This window comes from Streptomyces lichenis, from assembly GCF_023218175.1.
GTDB lineage: Bacteria > Actinomycetota > Actinomycetes > Streptomycetales > Streptomycetaceae > Streptomyces > Streptomyces lichenis.
Genome location: NZ_JALPTH010000014.1, coordinates 21,931 through 38,235, shown reverse-complemented (window position 1 = coordinate 38,235; position 16,305 = coordinate 21,931). Strand labels below are relative to the sequence as shown.

General features: G+C 76.0%; 14 protein-coding genes. 9 read left to right on the top strand and 5 right to left on the bottom strand.

The window, feature by feature from the left end; all coding sequences use genetic code 11:
- Nucleotides 1–493 precede the first annotated feature (493 nt).
- Nucleotides 494–1,300 carry a VOC family protein gene (locus M1O15_RS15830; protein ID WP_248634487.1) on the top strand — a complete coding sequence of 269 codons (807 nt, stop codon included), beginning with the start codon at nt 494–496 and terminating at the stop codon, nt 1,298–1,300.
- 100 nt (nt 1,301–1,400) lie between these two features.
- On the opposite strand, the gene M1O15_RS15825 is transcribed toward M1O15_RS15830, so the two are convergent.
- Nucleotides 1,401–2,381: a GlxA family transcriptional regulator gene (locus tag M1O15_RS15825; RefSeq protein ID WP_248634486.1), complete on the bottom strand. Its 981-nt coding sequence runs from the start codon at nt 2,379–2,381 to the stop codon at nt 1,401–1,403.
- 128 nt (nt 2,382–2,509) lie between these two features.
- Between M1O15_RS15825 and M1O15_RS15820 the strand changes: the two genes are divergently transcribed.
- Nucleotides 2,510–3,433, top strand: coding sequence for an NADP-dependent oxidoreductase (locus M1O15_RS15820; RefSeq protein WP_248634580.1), 924 nt, complete (start codon nt 2,510–2,512; stop codon nt 3,431–3,433).
- A gap of 510 nt (nt 3,434–3,943) precedes the next feature.
- Here the strand turns inward: M1O15_RS15820 and M1O15_RS15815 are convergent.
- Nucleotides 3,944–5,053, bottom strand: a complete 1,110-nt coding sequence (locus tag M1O15_RS15815; protein WP_248634485.1) for an MGDG synthase family glycosyltransferase — start codon at nt 5,051–5,053, stop codon at nt 3,944–3,946.
- Nucleotides 5,054–5,327: 274 nt separating this feature from the next.
- On the opposite strand from M1O15_RS15815, the gene M1O15_RS15810 reads away from it, so the two are divergent.
- The 7 genes from M1O15_RS15810 (at nt 5,328) to M1O15_RS15780 (ending at nt 14,031) form a co-directional block, all read left to right on the top strand.
- Nucleotides 5,328–6,113 (top strand): SDR family NAD(P)-dependent oxidoreductase, encoded by a 786-nt coding sequence (locus M1O15_RS15810; protein ID WP_248634484.1) that lies wholly within the window; start codon nt 5,328–5,330, stop codon nt 6,111–6,113.
- Between the two features lie 4 nt (nt 6,114–6,117).
- Entirely contained in the window at nt 6,118–7,032 is a 915-nt protein-coding gene (locus M1O15_RS15805) for a DMT family transporter (RefSeq protein WP_248634483.1), read from the top strand.
- Nucleotides 7,033–7,088: 56 nt separating this feature from the next.
- Entirely contained in the window at nt 7,089–7,862 is a 774-nt protein-coding gene (locus M1O15_RS15800) for a polysaccharide deacetylase family protein (RefSeq protein ID WP_372499483.1), read from the top strand.
- Nucleotides 7,863–7,896: 34 nt separating this feature from the next.
- Nucleotides 7,897–8,523 (top strand): alpha-ketoglutarate-dependent dioxygenase AlkB, encoded by a 627-nt coding sequence (locus M1O15_RS15795; RefSeq protein WP_248634482.1) that lies wholly within the window; start codon nt 7,897–7,899, stop codon nt 8,521–8,523.
- Nucleotides 8,524–8,697: 174 nt separating this feature from the next.
- Nucleotides 8,698–11,481 (top strand): SpoIIE family protein phosphatase, encoded by a 2,784-nt coding sequence (locus M1O15_RS15790; RefSeq protein WP_372499481.1) that lies wholly within the window; start codon nt 8,698–8,700, stop codon nt 11,479–11,481.
- A gap of 73 nt (nt 11,482–11,554) precedes the next feature.
- On the top strand, nt 11,555–12,304 hold the full coding sequence (locus M1O15_RS15785) for a class I SAM-dependent methyltransferase (RefSeq protein WP_248634481.1): 750 nt from the start codon (nt 11,555–11,557) through the stop codon (nt 12,302–12,304).
- Nucleotides 12,305–12,525: 221 nt separating this feature from the next.
- The gene (locus M1O15_RS15780) at nt 12,526–14,031 is read left to right on the top strand and encodes a DUF6056 family protein (protein WP_248634480.1); all 1,506 of its coding nucleotides are present in this window, start codon (nt 12,526–12,528) and stop codon (nt 14,029–14,031) included.
- Here the strand turns inward: M1O15_RS15780 and M1O15_RS15775 are convergent.
- From M1O15_RS15775 to M1O15_RS15765, 3 genes are all read right to left on the bottom strand, one after another.
- Nucleotides 14,006–14,473: a GtrA family protein gene (locus M1O15_RS15775; protein WP_248634479.1), complete on the bottom strand. Its 468-nt coding sequence runs from the start codon at nt 14,471–14,473 to the stop codon at nt 14,006–14,008. The genes M1O15_RS15780 and M1O15_RS15775 overlap by 26 nt on opposite strands.
- Nucleotides 14,470–15,492, bottom strand: coding sequence for a glycosyltransferase family 2 protein (locus tag M1O15_RS15770; RefSeq protein ID WP_248634478.1), 1,023 nt, complete (start codon nt 15,490–15,492; stop codon nt 14,470–14,472). The genes M1O15_RS15775 and M1O15_RS15770 overlap by 4 nt, the downstream gene beginning before the upstream one ends.
- 413 nt (nt 15,493–15,905) lie before the next feature.
- Nucleotides 15,906–16,094 carry a DUF2795 domain-containing protein gene (locus M1O15_RS15765; RefSeq protein ID WP_248634477.1) on the bottom strand — a complete coding sequence of 63 codons (189 nt, stop codon included), beginning with the start codon at nt 16,092–16,094 and terminating at the stop codon, nt 15,906–15,908.
- Nucleotides 16,095–16,305: the final 211 nt, after the last annotated feature.

Sequence of the window (16,305 nt, the reverse complement as noted above, 5' to 3'; positions counted from 1 at the left end):
CCGCCGGTGACCGAAGTCCGCGCTGCCCGCCGCCGCGGCGCCCCGCGGCGGCGCGGCCGTCGGGGGCGGTGGCGGCGTGAACGGCGGGTACGACGGCAGGGCCGGTCCCGCGTCGGGCGGCCTGGACCGGTCACCGGGTCCTGGATTCGGGGGAGTTGTGGGATCTTCGGTGGTCATGGCGTGGCTCCGTTCGCCGGACTCGGGTGAGGCACACACCGTGTCGCCTGTTCCGCGCTCTACTGGCGCGCGGTCTGCACCATCTAATGGACATCCGCGAAGATTGCGCCATCCGGGAAGCGCGGATGGGGGAACCCCGTCCACCGCCGCGGCGCGCTCCGTTTCGCGGGGCCGCACCGTGCGCGGTCTACTGGAAGGGGCGCGCCCGCCGGACCCCGCCCCGGCTCCGCCCGCCCACGGAGCCGGGCCCCCGCCCGCCACACCGGAAGTCCACCCCGGAACACCGCCCTGCTGATCCGCATCGGAGGTTCACGCCATGCTGACGACCCGCCCTGTCCCCGGCACCCCCAACTGGATCGACCTCGGCTCACCCGACATCGACGCCAGCGTCGCCTTCTACGCGGGCGTCTTCGGATGGACCTACCAGCCCGCCGCGCCCGGCGGCGACGGCGGTGGCTACGGCTTCTTCCAGCGGGACGGCGGCATCGTGGCGGCCGTCGGTCCGCTCAGCGAGCACGGGGCCACCCCCTCCTGGACGGTCTACTTCCACACCTCCGACGCCGACGCCACCCGCCGGGCCGTCGAGCAGGCCGGCGGCACCGTCCGCACGGAGCCGGACGAGGTACCGGGCGCCGGCCGACTGGCCGCCTTCACCGATCCCACCGGCGCCGACTTCGCCGTCTGGGAGCCGGGCGGGATCACCGGCCTGGACACCGTCATGGAGCCCTGCGCCCTGATCTGGACGGAGCTGTACACCACCGACCTGGCCGCCGCCCGGGAGTTCTACCGCTCGGTGTTCTCCTGGACGTACCAGGAGATGGACGCCGGCGACGGCTCGACGTACACCCTGCTCTCCGCGCCCGGCGGAGGCGACGGCGAGGACAGCAGCCACGGCGGGATGCTCCAGCTCGGCCCGGAGCACCTGGCCGCCGGGTCACGCTCCGAGTGGCACCCGTACTTCGGGGTCCGCGACTGCGACGCCGCCTTCGCCGCCGCCACCGGGCACGGCGCCGGCACCCTCATCCCGCCCATGGACGTGCCCGGCGTCGGGCGCCTGGCCATGGTCAAGGACCCGGCCGGCGCCGTCTTCGCCCTGCTCAAGGGCGACCCGTCGATGACCTGAGCCCCGGCGAGGAGGGCGGCGGCGGACAGCGTCTCGGGGCCGTGCTCCGCGGCCCTCTCCTCCCCGTACACCCCGCTGAGCACCGCCGCCCTGGGGGCGTTCAGTCCCCGGCCAGGACCAGCCCGTCGGCGCGGAAGGTCCGCCGGTAGGCGATCGGTGAGACGCCGAGGGTGCTGCGCATGTGCTGGCGCAGGGAGTTCGCCGAGCCGAACCCGGCCCGGAGGGCGACCAGATCGACCGCCAGGTCGCTGGTCTCCAGCAACTGGCGGGCGAGGTCCAGCCGTTGCGCGGTCAGCCACTGCACGGGCGTCATTCCCACCTCGTCGCGGAACCGCCGGCTGAAGGTGCGCACGCTCATCCGCGCGTGCCGGGCGAGCCGGTCCACCGACAGCGGCGTGTCCAGCCGCTCCATCGCCCAGGCCCGGGTGGCCGTGGTGGTGGCGACGGTGGGCTCGGGCACCGGCCGGTCGATGTACTGGGCCTGGCCGCCGTCCCGCCACGGCGGTACGACACACATCCGGGCGGCCCGGTTGGCGACCGCGGTGCCATGGTCGCGCCGGATCAGATACAGGCAGAGGTCCACCCCCGCGGCCACCCCGGCGGAGGTCAGCACCTGGCCGTCCTCCACGAACAGCACGTCCTCGTCCAGGACCACCCGGGGGAAGGCCCGGCGGAACTCGGGCGCCGAGTACCAGTGGGTGGTGGCGCGCCGCCCGTCCAGCAGCCCGGCCGCGGCCAGGACGTACGAGCCGGTGCAGATGGAGACCAGCCGGGTGCCGGGCCGGATGCGGGCCAGCGCCTCGGTGAGTGCCGCCGGCAGCGGGGCCCCCTTCGTCAGCTCGTCCATGGCGTGGGTGGGCGGCACCACCACGGTGTCCGCCCGCTCCAGGGCCTCGGGCCCCGCCGTCACCGCCACCGTGAAGCCGGCATCGCTGGTGACGGGGGCGCCGTCGGCGGTGCAGACGGTCACCTCGTACAGCCGGCGGCCCGTCTCGTCCCAGGCGTTGCCGAGGACGCGCGAGGGGATGCCCAGCTCGAACGGAGGGACGCCTTCGAGGGCGAGGACGGCGACACGGTGCATGGCCGAATTCTGTCACATAGTGGCCGTTCGGCCAGCACCGCGCCGGCCCCGCTCCACCGATGCTGGAGGCACGCCGCCGGAACGGACCGGTGGCGACCCGATACCAGGAGGAAGCAGCCATGCCTGCCATGCGTGCCGTCGTCGTCAGCGAGTGGGGCGGCCCCGAGGTGCTCGTCGAGCGCGAGATCGAGCGACCCGAACCGGGCTTGGGCGAGGTGCTGGTACGGGTGCGCGCGGCCGGGGTCAACCCGGCGGACTGGAAGACCCGGGCGAGCGGCGCGCTGATCGACTGGGCCGAGACCCCGATCGTGGGCTGGGACGTCTCCGGCACCGTGGAGGCGGTCGGCCCCGGCGTGACGGTCCTGAGCCCCGGCGACGAGGTCTTCGGCATGCCGAGCTTCCCGAAGCAGGCCGGGGCCTACGCCGAGTACGTGACCGCCCCCGCGCGCCACTTCGCCCCCAAGCCGGCCACCCTGAGCCACGAGGAGGCCGCCGCGCTGCCGCTGGCCGCGCTCACCGCCTGGCAGGCGCTGGTGGACACCGCCCAGGTCACCCCGGGGCAGCGGGTGCTGGTGCACGCGGCGGCCGGCGGCGTCGGACACCTGGCGGTGCAGATCGCCAAGGCGCGCGGCGCGTATGTGATCGGCACGGCGAGCGCCGCCAAGCACGAGCTGCTGCGCTCCCTCGGCGCCGACGAGCTGATCGACTACCGGGCCGGCGCCTTCGAGGACGCGGTCGGCGAGGTGGACGTGGTGCTGGACAACGTCGGCGGCGACACCGGGCCCCGCTCCCTGAAGGTGCTGCGCCCCGGCGGCCGCCTGGTGACCCTGCCCAGCCCGGACGACGTACCCGGCGAGGCCGAGGGCGTCTGCACCGGCTGGATGCTGGTGGAGCCGGACCGCCAGGGCCTGCTGGAGATCGCCGCCCTGGTGGCGGACGGCCGCCTGCGCCCGCTGGTCGACACCGTGCTCCCCCTGTCCGAGGCCGCCAAGGCCCACCAACTGGGCGAGCAGGGCCGCACCACCGGCAAGATCGTCCTGACCGTCGACTGACCGCACGACTGCCGTACGGGTACGGGGCCGGCCCTCCCCGTCCCCCTGCCGTCGCGACCGCGCCGGGGCTCCTAGCCCCGCCCAAGGCGCCCGTCCCTCAGGCCGCCGTGGCCACCGCCACCCGGCACCACGGCGGCCCGCCGCGCGCCCCGGAGCAAGGCCGCCCCGGGTGGGTGCCGTCCGGCACCGCAACGCCCGCCGCGCACCCCCGGACCGAGCCGCCCCAGGGGTGTGCCGGCCGGTCGCAGGCCAGGCCGAGGGCCCGGGCCCGCCGCCCACCCTGGCCTGAGGCCGTGGTGAGAGCACGGTCGCTCCGCCAGCCGTGCCACGACGGCCGCCACATGCTCCCGGAACCGGCCCGCCCGGGCCCGCACCAGGCGCTCGCGGGCCAGGGCCGAGGGGTTCGGGCCCACCGCCCCCGCCAGCTGGAACCGCCACGAACGCCGCGTGCTCCCGGAGCGGGCCCCCGTGACCCCGGCGGTGGGCCCCCGGCCCGCCCGAGGCGGCCCCTCAGGCCGCAGCAGACGCCCCCGCCAGCCGGGCCACTGCGGCCGCCGCATCTTCCCGGAACAGGGCCGCCCCGGCGCGTACCAGGCGGTCGCAGGGTGGGCCGGGTGGGGACAGGGTGGCGACGGCGGTGAGCAGGGCGGGCAGGTCGGGGGCGTACACCGTCAGGCCCTCCGCGGCCATCTCCCGGACCCCGGCCGCGCCGTGCCCGGCGATGGGGCGGAAGCCCACCACCGGGAGCCGGGCGGCGAGGGCCTGCACCGCGGTCTGCCCGGCCGCGTTGTCCACCAGCACATGCGCCGCGCCCATCAGGCCCGGCAGGTCGTGCGCCCAGCCCAGGGCCAGCACCCCGGGCAGTCGGCCGGCACGCCGCCGCAGGCCCTCGTCGCGTCCGCACAGCAGCACCGGCAGGCAGCCGGCACCCGCCAGGGCCCGCGCCGCCGGGAGCAGCCCGGGGCCTACGCCCCACGCACCGGCCGAGAGCAGGACCACCGGGCGCCCGGCGGCCCGGGCGGTGGCCAGCCGGGCCGCCGGGCCGGGCGGCCCGGACCGGCCGAACGAGGGCGGCACCACCGGACCGGTGGCCAGCGCCGGCCGCCCGGTGCCCGCCCGCACCCGCCGGGCCACCGGCTCGCTCACACAGAGGAAGAGGTCGTTGCCCGGGGCCAGCCAGGCCCGGTGCACCGCGAAGTCCGTGACATACACCGCGCACGGCACCTCCAGCGCCCCGCGCTCACGCAGCCGCCCGGTGATCTGCCCGGCCAGATGGAAGGTGGAGACCACCACATCCGGCCGCCACCGCTCCACCAACGCGCGCAGCGGACGCTCGGCGAGCGCCGCCAGCGGGCCGGTACCGGGCCGGCGCCGCGGACCGGGCGTCCGGGCCGGAGCCAGGAAGATGCGGTGGATCAGCGCGTACACCCACGGCACCCGCCGCACCGCGCACCGGTAGAAGCCGCGCAGCGCGGGCCCTGTGCCCGGCGGCAGCAGCGTCAGCACATCCCGCACCAGCACCTGGTGCCCGGCCGCGCGCAGCCGGCGGGCCAGCTCCCCGGCCACCGCGTCGTGCCCGGCGCCCATACCGGCGGTCAGGACCAGGTATCGCCGCCCCATCGAACGCCCCTTCGCTCGGCCGGCGCGCCCTTCGCGCGGCATGACCCGCCAGCGTGGGGACCGACGGCGCCCGGCGCCGCCCGGAGGGGCCGGCCGCGGGCCGTTCGGGTGGGCACGTCATCCGTTCGGGCCAGCAGCTTCTTTCGCCTTCCGCCGCCGTGCCCACGAGACAGTCGAGGGGCACGGTGGCACCGGGCGGACCCCGCCGGGAGGCGAAGCCGCCGGAAACCGGGACGCTGGAAGGGCACGGCCGTCGACAGCCCGGAGGTCCGCCATGCCGCCCACGCACCCCCGTACGGCCCCACCGTCCGCCATCCGGCCGGTGGCGCTCGTCACGGGAGCGTCCTCCGGGATCGGCGCGGCCGTCGCCGACCGGTTCGCCGCCGACGGCCGCTGCCGGCTGCTGCTCGCCGGACGCGACGAGGCGCGGCTCGACGCGGTGGCCGCGCGCACCGGCGGCACCGCGCTCCCCGGCGACCTGGGGGAGACCGCGGGCGTGGCGAAGCTGGCCGCCGACGCGCTCGACCGGGCCGGCCGGGTCGACGCCCTGGTGGCCGCCGCCGGGGAGGGCTGGGCCGGGCCGGTCGGCGCGATGCCCGAGGAGGCGGTGGACCGGCTGGTCGCCGTCAACCTCACCGGCGTACTCCACCTGGTCCGGCTGCTGCTCCCCCCGATGGCCGAACGCGGCACCGGGCAGATCGTGCTGATCGGCTCCATGGCCGGGCGGGTCGGCGTGGCGGGCGAGGCGGTGTACGCCGCCACCAAGGGCGGACTGCTGGCCTTCGCCGACAGCCTGCGCTGCGAACTGGCCGGCACCCGGGTCGGGGTGACCGTGGTGCTGCCCGGCGCGGTGGACACCCCGTTCTTCGGCCGGCGCGGCGCCCCCTACCACCGCGAGCACCCCCGCCCGGTGTCCGCCGCCCAGGTCGCCGACACCGTGTGGCGGGCCGCCGTACGGGGCCGCGCCGATGTGTTCGTCCCCGCCTGGCTGGGTCTGCCCGCCCGGTTGCACGGGGCGGTCCCGGGCTTCTTCCGGGCCATGGCCAAACGGTTCGGCTGACACCGTGCTCGCCCTCTCCATCGGCCTGGCGCTGCTGGCCGCCCTCGGCAACGCCGGAGCCTCCGTCCTCCAGCGGCGCGCCGCCGCCGAGCTCGGCCCCGACCCGGCCGACGCCCCCCACGGCTCCTGGCTGACCGGCCTGGTGCACCGCCGGGTGTGGGTGTGGGGCGCGGCGCTGCTCGCCGTCTCCGGAGTGCTCCAGGCGCTGGCGCTGGCCACCGGGCCGCTGTCGGTGGTGCAGCCGGTGATGAGTACGGAGCTGATGTTCACCCTGGTCGTCGGCGGCTTCGTGTTCCACCGCCGGCCCGACGCCCGCACCCGCTGGGCGTTCGCCGCGATGGCGGTGGGCCTCGGCGCCTTCCTCGCGCTGGCCGACCCCACCGACGGGCGTGCCACCGTGCCCGTGGCCGCCTGGCTGTGGACGGCCCTGGGCGCCGGCCTCCTCACGGCCGTGCTGGGGGCCGTCTCGACGCGGCTGCCGCCCTCTGCGCGGGCCGCCGTGCTGGGCACCGCCACCGCCACCGGCTTCGCCGTCACCGCCGCCCTGCTCAAGGACGCGCTGGGCCGTCTGCCGGACGGGGTGGACGCCGTGCTCACCAGCTGGATGCCGTACGCGGCGATCGTGGTGGGCCTCGGCAGTTTCCTGCTCCTCCAGGTCACCCTGCGGGCGGGCAGCCTGGTCGCCTCGCAGCCGGCGCTCACCCTGGGCGACGCGTTGCTCAGCGTGGTGCTCGGGGTCTGCCTGTTCGCCGAGGACGTCCATCTGGGCTGGCGGGTGGCCCCCGAGGCGCTGGCTCTCGCCCTGCTGGTGGCCGGCTGCGTCCAACTGGCCCGCTCACCCCTGGTCACCGAGGACTCCGGCGACTCCGGCGACCCCGGCAAGGGAGCCGACCCGGCCGGCCGTCAGGACCACTGGTGAGCGCCGCCCGCCGCCCGTACCGGGCCGCGGCGGTGCTGGGCCCCCACGTGCTGCCCGTGGGCGGCCGCTCCCCGGGGCGCCCGATCGCCCTCGGGGGCGCGGCCCTGCTGGTCGCGGCCGCCGCGCACATCGGGCCGGCGGCGGGCTGGCTGCCGGGGCCGCGGGCACTGCTCTGGCCCGCGCTGGACGGCCGGGGCGACCCCGGGCGGGTGGCGCTCACCTTCGACGACGGCCCGGACCCGGACAGCACTGCGCACTTCCTACGCGTCCTGGACGGCCTCGGGGCCCGGGCCACCTTCTTCCTGCTGGGCGAGCGGCTGGCCCGCCACCCGGAGCTGGGCCGGCGGATCGCCGCCGAGGGCCATGAACTCGCGGTGCACGGCTGGCGGCACGAGCGGCCCTGGCGACCCCGCCCGGCCGCCGACCGGCGGGAGGTGGCCCGTACCGCGGCGCTGGTCGCCGAGGCGGCCGGGCGGTGGCCGCTCTGGTACCGCCCGCCCTACGGCATCCTCACCGGCGGCCGCTGGGCCGCCGCCCGGGCCGCCGGGCTGCGCACGGTGCTCTGGTCCGCCTGGGGGCGGGACTGGACGGCCGAGGCCACCGCGCACGGGGTCCGCGCCGAGGTGGCCCGCTCCCTGCGCGGCGGCGGCACCGTACTGCTGCACGACACGGACGCCACCAGCGCCCCCGGCTCCTGGCGGGCCGCGCTGGGCGCCCTGCCCGGACTGATCGCCGACTGCCGCGCCCGGGGCCTGGAGGTGGGCCGCCTGAGGGACCACCAGACCCCCCTCCCACCCGAATGGCCCCGGCCGGGCGAACGCATCGATTAGCTCATGCGTTCGAATGTGGGGGTACGCTGGGAGCATGCCGGCGCACTTCCAGGGCTCCCTGTTCGACCAGACCGACGAGATCCGCCTCGGCCCCCTCGCCGAAATCCGCCGCACCGATCTCGGCCGCGGGGCCTGGATCGATCTGCTGCCCGGCTGGCTGAGCGGCGCCGACGCCCTCTACGAACGGCTCGCCGCCGAGGTCCCCTGGCGGGCGGAGCGGCGCCGGATGTACGACGCCGAGGTGGCCGTACCCCGGCTGCTGGCCTTCTACCGGGCGGCCGACCCGCTGCCGCACCCCGTCCTCGACGAGGCCCGCTCCGCGCTCAGCGCGCACTACGCCGCCGAACTGGGCGAACCGTTCACCACCGCCGGGCTCTGCCACTACCGCGACGGCCGGGACAGCGTGGCCTGGCACGGCGACCGCGTCGGCCGCGGCGGCCGGGAGGACACCATGGTCGCCATCCTCTCCGTGGGCGAACCCCGCGACCTGGCCCTGCGCCCCGCCGGCGGCGGCCCCGCCCGCCGGGTCCCGCTCGGCCACGGCGACCTGATCGTGATGGGCGGCTCCTGCCAGCGCACCTTCGAGCACGCCATCCCCAAGACCCGGCGCGGCGCGGGCCCCCGCGTCAGCGTCCAGTTCCGCCCGCACGGCGTCCGCTGATCCCGGCCGGTTTCCCACGGCGTTGCCCGGAGCGCCCCAGGGTTTCCCGAGGCGATTCCCCCGCGTTTCCCCGGGCGTTTCCCGCGCCCCGTCCGCCGACAGCGGGCCGTACCCGTCCGAGCACCGAGGGCGACTCATGGTCGCGGTGGGCCGAGCGGTGTTAGAAAGGGGATCGTGGCCCCCTTCTTCGACCGACTCCGCGGCAGCTCGGTTCGGTCACCGGCCGACCGGCGCGGACGCCGCCCGCGGAGCGTCGCGGGACAGGTCTTCCTCCTGCAGGTCACCCTCGTGGTCCTGCTGGTACTGGGTGCCGTCCTGGCACTGGTCCTGCAGTCCCGGAGCGACAGCGACCGGGAGGCACGCAACCGCTCCGTCGCGGTCGCGGAATCGTTCGCGCACGCCCCCGGCATCCGCGAAGCGCTCCAGGACGACGACCCCAGCGCCATCCTCCAGCCGCTCACCGAAAGCGCCCGCCAGGCGGCCGGGGTGGACTTCATCGTCGTCATGAACACCCGCGGGATCCGCTACACCCACCCCCAGCCCGAACGCATCGGCGGCCGGTTCGTCGGCACCATCGAACCCTCCCTCCGCGGCCAGGTCCACGTGGAGAGCGTCGACGGCCCGCTCGGCGAGGAGGTCCAGGCCATCGTCCCGGTCCGCGGGGACAAGGGAGCCGTCGTCGGACTGGTCTCCGCCGGCCTGGAGGTCCGCAACGTCACCGGGGTGGTCAACCGCCAGCTGCCCGTCATCCTCGGCACCGCCGCCGCCGGAATGGCCATCGCCACCGCCGGCAGCGCCCTGGTCGCCCGCCGGCTGCGCCGCCAGACCCACGGCCTCGGCACCGCCGAGATGACCCGGATGTACGAACACCACGACGCCGTTCTGCACGCCGTCCGCGAGGGCGTGGTCATCGTCGGCGGCGACGGCCGGCTGCTGCTCGCCAACGACGAGGCCGAACGCCTCCTCGGGCTGCCCGCCGACGCCGAGGGCCGCGCCATCCGCGAACTGCCCGGACTCGACCCAGGCATGGCCGAACTGCTCGGCTCCGGCCGGGTCGCCACCGACGAGGTGGTGCCCGCCGCCGACCGGCTGCTCGCGGTCAACCAGCGCCACACCGACCGGCACGGCGGGCCCGCCGGCACCGTCGCCACCATCCGCGACACCACCGAGCTGAACGCGCTCACCGGCCGCGCCGAGGGCGCCCGCCGCCGGCTCAACCTGCTGTACGACGCCGGGGTCGGCATCGGCACCACCCTGGACGTGGTCCGCACCGCCGAGGAACTGGCCGATGTCACCGTCGGCCGGTTCGCCGACTTCGTCACCGTCGACCTCGCCGACCCCGTGCTGCGCGGCGAGGAGCCCACCGGCACCGCCGCCGACATGCGCCGCACCGCCGTCGCCGGGGTCCGCGACGACCACCCGCTCTACCCGCGCGGCAAGATGATCGGCTTCGTCCCCTCCACCCCGCAGGCCCGCGGCTTCGGCACCGGCCGCGCCGAACTCGTCCCGTACCTCTCCGAGGCCCTCGGCTGGCACGCCCAGGACCCCGAGCGGGCCGGCCAGATCGTCGACTTCGGCATCCACTCGCTGATCGCCTGCCCGCTGAAGGCCCGCGGGGTGGTGCTCGGCGTCGCCAACTTCTGGCGCATGGAGCGCCCCGAACCCTTCGAGGCCGAGGACCTCGTCCTCGCCGAGGAACTGGTCGCCCGCGCCGCGGTCAGCATCGACAACGCCCGCCGCTACACCCGCGAGCACGCCATGGCCGTCACCCTCCAGCGCAGCCTGCTGCCCCGCGCGCTGCCCGAGCAGAGCGCCCTGGAGGTCGCCCACCGCTATCTGCCCGCCCAGTCCGGCGTCGGCGGCGACTGGTTCGACGTCATCCCGCTGCCCGGCAGCCGGGTCGCCCTGGTCGTCGGCGACGTCGTCGGACACGGCCTGCACGCCGCCGCCACCATGGGCCGGCTGCGCACCGCGGTGCACAACTTCTCCACCCTCGACCTGCCGCCCGACGAGCTGCTGGGCCGGCTGGACGACCTGGTCGGGCGCATCGACCAGGACGAGGAGCAGCCCTACCAGGACGGCGCCGAGACGACCGGCCTGGACGCCGCCGACGGCGGCACCGGCATGGTCGGCGCCACCTGCCTCTACGCCGTCTACGACCCGGTCTCCCGGCGCTGCCAGCTCGCCCGGGCCGGCCACCCGCTGCCCGCCCTGGTCCACCCGGACGGCCAGGTCGAGTTCCCCGACCTGCCCGCCGGTCCGCCGCTGGGCCTGGGCGGCATACCGTTCGAGACCACCGAACTGGAGCTCGCCGAGGGCAGCCGGATCGCCTTCTACACCGACGGCCTGGTCGAGGACCGCACCCGGGACATCGACGTCGGCCTGGACCTGCTCGCCAAGGCCCTCGGCCGCCCCGCCGCCACCCCCGAGGAGACCTGCCGCATCGTCCTGGACGCACTGCTGCCCGCCCACCCCAAGGACGACGTGGCGCTGCTCGTCGCCCGCACCCGGGTCCTCGGCCCGGACCGGGTCGCCGACTGGGACGTGCCCGCCGAACCGGAGGCCGTCGGACGCATCCGCGCCGCCGCCATGGCCCGGTTGGCCGAATGGGGCCTGGACGATCTCGGCTTCGCCGCCGAACTGGTCCTCAGCGAGCTGCTCACCAACGCCATCCGCTACGGGGCCGCGCCCATCCGCGTCCGGCTGCTGCACGACCGCGGCCTCACCGTGGAGGTCGCCGACCGCTCCAGCACCTCCCCGCACCTGCGCTACGCCGCCAGCACCGACGAGGGCGGCCGCGGCCTGTTCCTCGTCGCCCAGCTCGCCGACCGCTGGGGCACCCGCTACACCCCCCAGGGCAAGGTCATCTGGGCCGAACTCGCCGCCCCCGGCACCGGCGGATCCGCCGACCCGGCCGGCACCCTGCCCTTCGACATCATGAACGCCGGCATGATCTGACGACCGGCCGGCTCCGGAGGAGCAGGACGAAGACCCCCGCGGCCGACCCGGCCCGGACCGTAGGCTGACCGCCATGCCCCGCTCGAACGGATCCGGCCGCACCCTCCCCGGCACCCTCCTCCTCCAGCGCGCCCGCCAGGCGCTGTCCTCCACCCGCCGCGGCTACGACCTGCTCGCCCCCACGTTCGACCGCACCGCCTACCGCATCCCCGGCCCCGTCCTGGACGCCGTCGCCGAGGCACTGCGCCCGCACGGGCCCTTCCGCACCGGACTGGACCTGTGCTGCGGCACCGGCGCGGGCATCGGCGTGCTGCGCGGGCTGTGCACCGACCGGGTCACCGGGCTCGACTTCAGCGACGGGATGCTGCGGCGCGCCCGCGCCAACCACCCGCCCACCCGCTCCGGCCCCCGGCTGCACTGGGTACGCGGCGACGCCCGCGCCCTGCCGCTGAGCCCCTCCGCCGACCTGGTGGTCAGCTTCGGCGCCTTCGGCCACTTCCTGCCCGCCGAGCGGCCCGGGCTGTTCGCCGAGGTCCACCGGGTGCTCCGGCCCGGCGGCCGGTTCTCCTTCCCGGTCGCCGCGCCCCCGCCGGTCGGCTCCGCCCCCTACTGGCAGCTGTGGGGCTTCGACACCGCGATGCGGCTGCGCAACCTGGTGTGGCGGCCCCCGTTCACCATGTACTACCGCACCTTCCGCCTCCCCGACGTGGCCCGGGATCTTCAGGCCGCCGGGTTCACCGTGGAGCTCCAGGCCCTGGAGCCGCTCGGCCGCCGCCCCGACGGCTCACCCCGCTGCCGGCTGGTCACCGCCCACCGCCGCTGACCCGCCCCCGCCACCGGTCCACGGGGCCGCCGGTGCACCGCCTGGGCGGCGACCGGTTGCGCACCCGTACCCGGGCCGGTCCAGTGGGAGACCGGTGGACGACGCGGCGGGCGAGCACGCGGCGTGAGCCGAAATCACAGCCCGGGCACACAACGCGAAGGGCCGAAAACCCCTCTTGGGTACCGCAAACGGAGGTTTCGGCGAAAGGCAGTGGAGAAGACATGGCCGTCGGCGCATCAGGTGTCACCGTCCCGAAGGACCCGGGCGAGGGCCCCGGGGCCGGGCCCGGCCAGGACGGCGGCACGCGCGCCCTGCCCGGCCGCCTCTGGCCGTACGCCCTGGCCGCCCTGCCGCTCGCCCTGCTCGCCGCCGCCGCCTACCTCGGCCGGTACGTCCGCCCCAGCGCCGACGAGTGGTGCTTCCTGCCCGTCGTCCGCGACGAGGGCATGCTCGGCCTGGTCCACAAGTTCTACTTCACCGACAACGGACGGGTCGGCAACGGGCTGCTGGTCGGCGCCTACGCCGAGTTCCCGGTCGCCGGCCACCAGTGGTACGGGCTGGTCAGCGGCGTCCTGGTGCTCGGGCTGCTGTGGGCGCTGACCGCGCTGGCGCTGCGCCGGGCCGGCCAGTCGGTGCCGCGCGGCGTCCCCCTGCTGGCCGCCGCCATGGCCACCGCGGCCATCCTGTTCGCCACCCCCAACACGTACAAGACCTTCTACTGGCCGGCCGCCTCCGTCTCGCACACGCTCGCCCCGGTGCTCGCCGCCGCAGCGGCCATCCCGCTGCTGCGGGCCTCCGGCCGGCGCGGCCGTACGGTCGCCCTCGCGGTGGTCTTCGCGGTCGGCGTCTTCATGGGCACGCTGTCCGAGGAGGCCTCGGTCGTCGCCCTGGTGGTGCTCGCCGCCCTCGTCCTGCTGGCCCACCGGCTGCTGGTCGCCCCGGTCCGGCGCCACGCCCGGCTCTGGGCCGCCGCCGGGATGGCCGGAGTCGCGGTCGGCACCCTCATCCTGGTCACCTCGCCCGGGTCACGGCACCGGCGCTCCCGCTTCGGCGCCGACTCCGCCTCGATGCTGGCCCCGGACACCCTGATCGACGCGGCCAAGGCCTTCGTCCACATCCTCGGTACGGTGCTGACCACCTGGACCTACCTCGGCGCCGTCGCCGCCGGTGTGCTGGTCGGCCTGCTGGCCCGCCCCCGGCCGGACGCCCGCCGGGTCCTGGAGCCCGCCCGCCCCGGGCTGCTGCTGGGCGCCGGAGCCCTGGTCTTCCTGGTCAGCGGCTATCTGTGCACCGTGATCACCTACCCGGTGTTCGGCGCCCGGGTCATCACCACCGAGCGGACCTGGAACGACTACCTGATCGTGTGGGTGGTGCTGCTGGTCGCCGCCGGCGCCCTGCTGGGCCGGGCCCTGCGCCGGCACGGGGCGGCCGGCGCGCTGCCCGCCGCGCTCGCCGCCGCGCTGTGCGCGGTGACCGTGGTGGGGCTCGCCCTGCCGCTGTACGAGCTGGGCGGGAAGATGCAGGTCCGCGCCGAGCGCTGGGACCGCCAGGACGCGGTGCTGCGCGCGGGCGCGGCGGCGGGGGAGCGGGTCATGCCGTACACCCCGACCAAGGTGGGCTCGATGCTGGAGCCCTTCGCCGCGGGCGGCAAGCGGATCTGGCCGGCGCAGTGCGTCGCCGACTACTACCACCTGGACAAGGTCACTCGCGGGACGCGGCTTCCCTGACCGGCTCGGCGGGGGAGGGGGCCGGCCGCACACGGCCGGCCCCGCGCCGCCCACCGCCCGCGCCACTGATGATGGCCCACCGGGCCAGCAGAAAGGACAGCGGCGTGACCGCGACACCGGCGGCCAGCGCGGCGATGTTCTCGTCCATCCCCAGCCGGCTCACGCCCAGGTGCAGCAGCACCCCGCTGCCGACCAGGTTGACCGCGCCGGACAGCGGATAGCGGGCCAGCCCGCGCCAGGTGGGGCGGGTGCGGACCATCAGATACGAGTTGAGCAGGAACGAGCCGAGCACACTGACCGTGTAGCCCACGGCGTGCGCGGCAAGGTAGGGCAGCCAGATGTTCAGCGTGGCGTACACCGCGTAGTAGACGGCGGTGTTGACCAGTCCGATCAGCGCGAAGACGGCGAACTGGCGGACGGTGGCGGCGGGAACGGTCCTCACGGCTTGGGCCGCGCCCGTCCCGCGGCCTCCAGCCGCGCCTCGGGGCGCCCCGCGCCGGCACGGGCCGGGCGCCGCTCCTCCCGCCGCGCCGTCCCGGTGGACCCCTCGGTCTCCCGGACCACATAGTGCGGCCGGCGCTTGGCCTCGTGGTAGATCCGGCCCACGTACTCGCCGATCACCCCCAGGATCGCGATCTGGATGCCGCCGAGAGCCACGATGGCGGTGATCAGGGTCGCGTAGCCGGGCGTCTCCACCCCGTCCAGCAGCACATTCGCCACGATCCACAGCGCGTAGAGCACCGCGGACAGGAACAGCCACAACCCGGCGTGGATGGCCAGGCGCAGCGGGCGGCTGTTGAAGGACAGCAGCCCGTCGATGCCGTAGTTGAGCAGATGGCGGCCGCGCCACTTGGAGGTGCCCGCGGCCCGCTCCACGTTCCGGTAGGCGAAGTCCACCGTGTCGAAGCCGATCCAGGAGAACAGCCCCTTGGAGAAGCGGTTGCTCTCCGGCAGCGCCAGCAGGCAGTCCACCGCGCGCCGCGACAGCAGCCGGAAGTCCCCGGCCCCGTCCGCGATCTCCACGTCCATGAAGCGCCGTACCAGCCGATAGTAGGCCCGGCTGAACGCCTTGCGCACGGCCCCCTCACCGGTCCGGTCGCGTACGGCGACCACCTGGTCGTAGCCCTGCCGGTGCAGCTCCAGCATGCGCGGCACCAGCTCCGGCGGGTGCTGGAGGTCGGCGTCCATCAGGACCACCGCGGCCCCCCGGGCCATCCGCATCCCGGCCAGCAGCCCCGCCTCCTTGCCGAAGTTGCGGCTGAAGGAGGTGAAGCGCACCCGCGGGTCCGCGGAGGCGAGCGCCCGCAACCGCTGGACCGTGCCGTCCCTGCTGCCGTCGTCCACGTAGCAGACCTCGAAGGACACCCCGGTGGGTGCCAGCGCGTCGAGCAGCGCGGTGTGGAAGGCGTCTATCACCTCGCTCTCGTCGAAGCACGGGACGACGACCGACAGTTGGACCATGGGCTGGCTCACTCCAGGAGTGGGATCGGGGCCACGGCCAGGACTTTCCGGGCCTGCCACTGGAAGAGGATGGCCGCGCGCCGGGCCGGGTTGCCTGCCGCGGCGTCGGACTTTCCCGACTTTCCCGAGCGGATCGGCCCATCCCGACCCTGCCGGGTGCCCCCGGCGGCCCCTCCAGTCCAGCCCTGATCGGCCCGCTCCACCGCCCGGCGCCGTCCGTCCGGGTGAGGCACGGCGGAGCGCGCCGCGGCCGGACGCGGACCGCCCCACCGCCCGGGAGGACCGGTGCGGCGGGGCGGGGGAGTCGGTACGGCGGTGGGCTGCCCGGACGGGCGGGTGCACCGGGTCGGACCGGGTGGCGGTGGCCGCCCGGCGGGCGGAGCGCTCGGCGGGGCTCAGCCCCGGCCGGCGGCTCAGCCCTTGCCGACCTCCTTGTTGACGGCGGCGGGGGAGTCGTACTCCTTGTCGGGCAGCGAGTCCAGGGCGTCCATGACCTCCTGGCCGGCCTTGTGCTTCGACGCCTGCTCGACGATGTCCTCCTTCGATGCCGGGTAGTTGACGCCTCCGAGGGCCTTCTGCATTTCGATCGGGTTCACAGCCATGGTGCGATGCGTACCACCGGCCCCCGGGCGCGATACCGGTGGCGGGCAGCGTCACGACAACGGAGCAAGGCCTCCGCGCGGGGGGCTGCTTCTGCCCGTACGCAGCGTGTCCACGCAGAGCGGATCCGTCACGGTTGCATCACAATGTCGTATGAGGGCCGGAAGGCGCGGGCACACCCATGTGCGGGAGGGCGGTCCCCGGTCCGGGGCC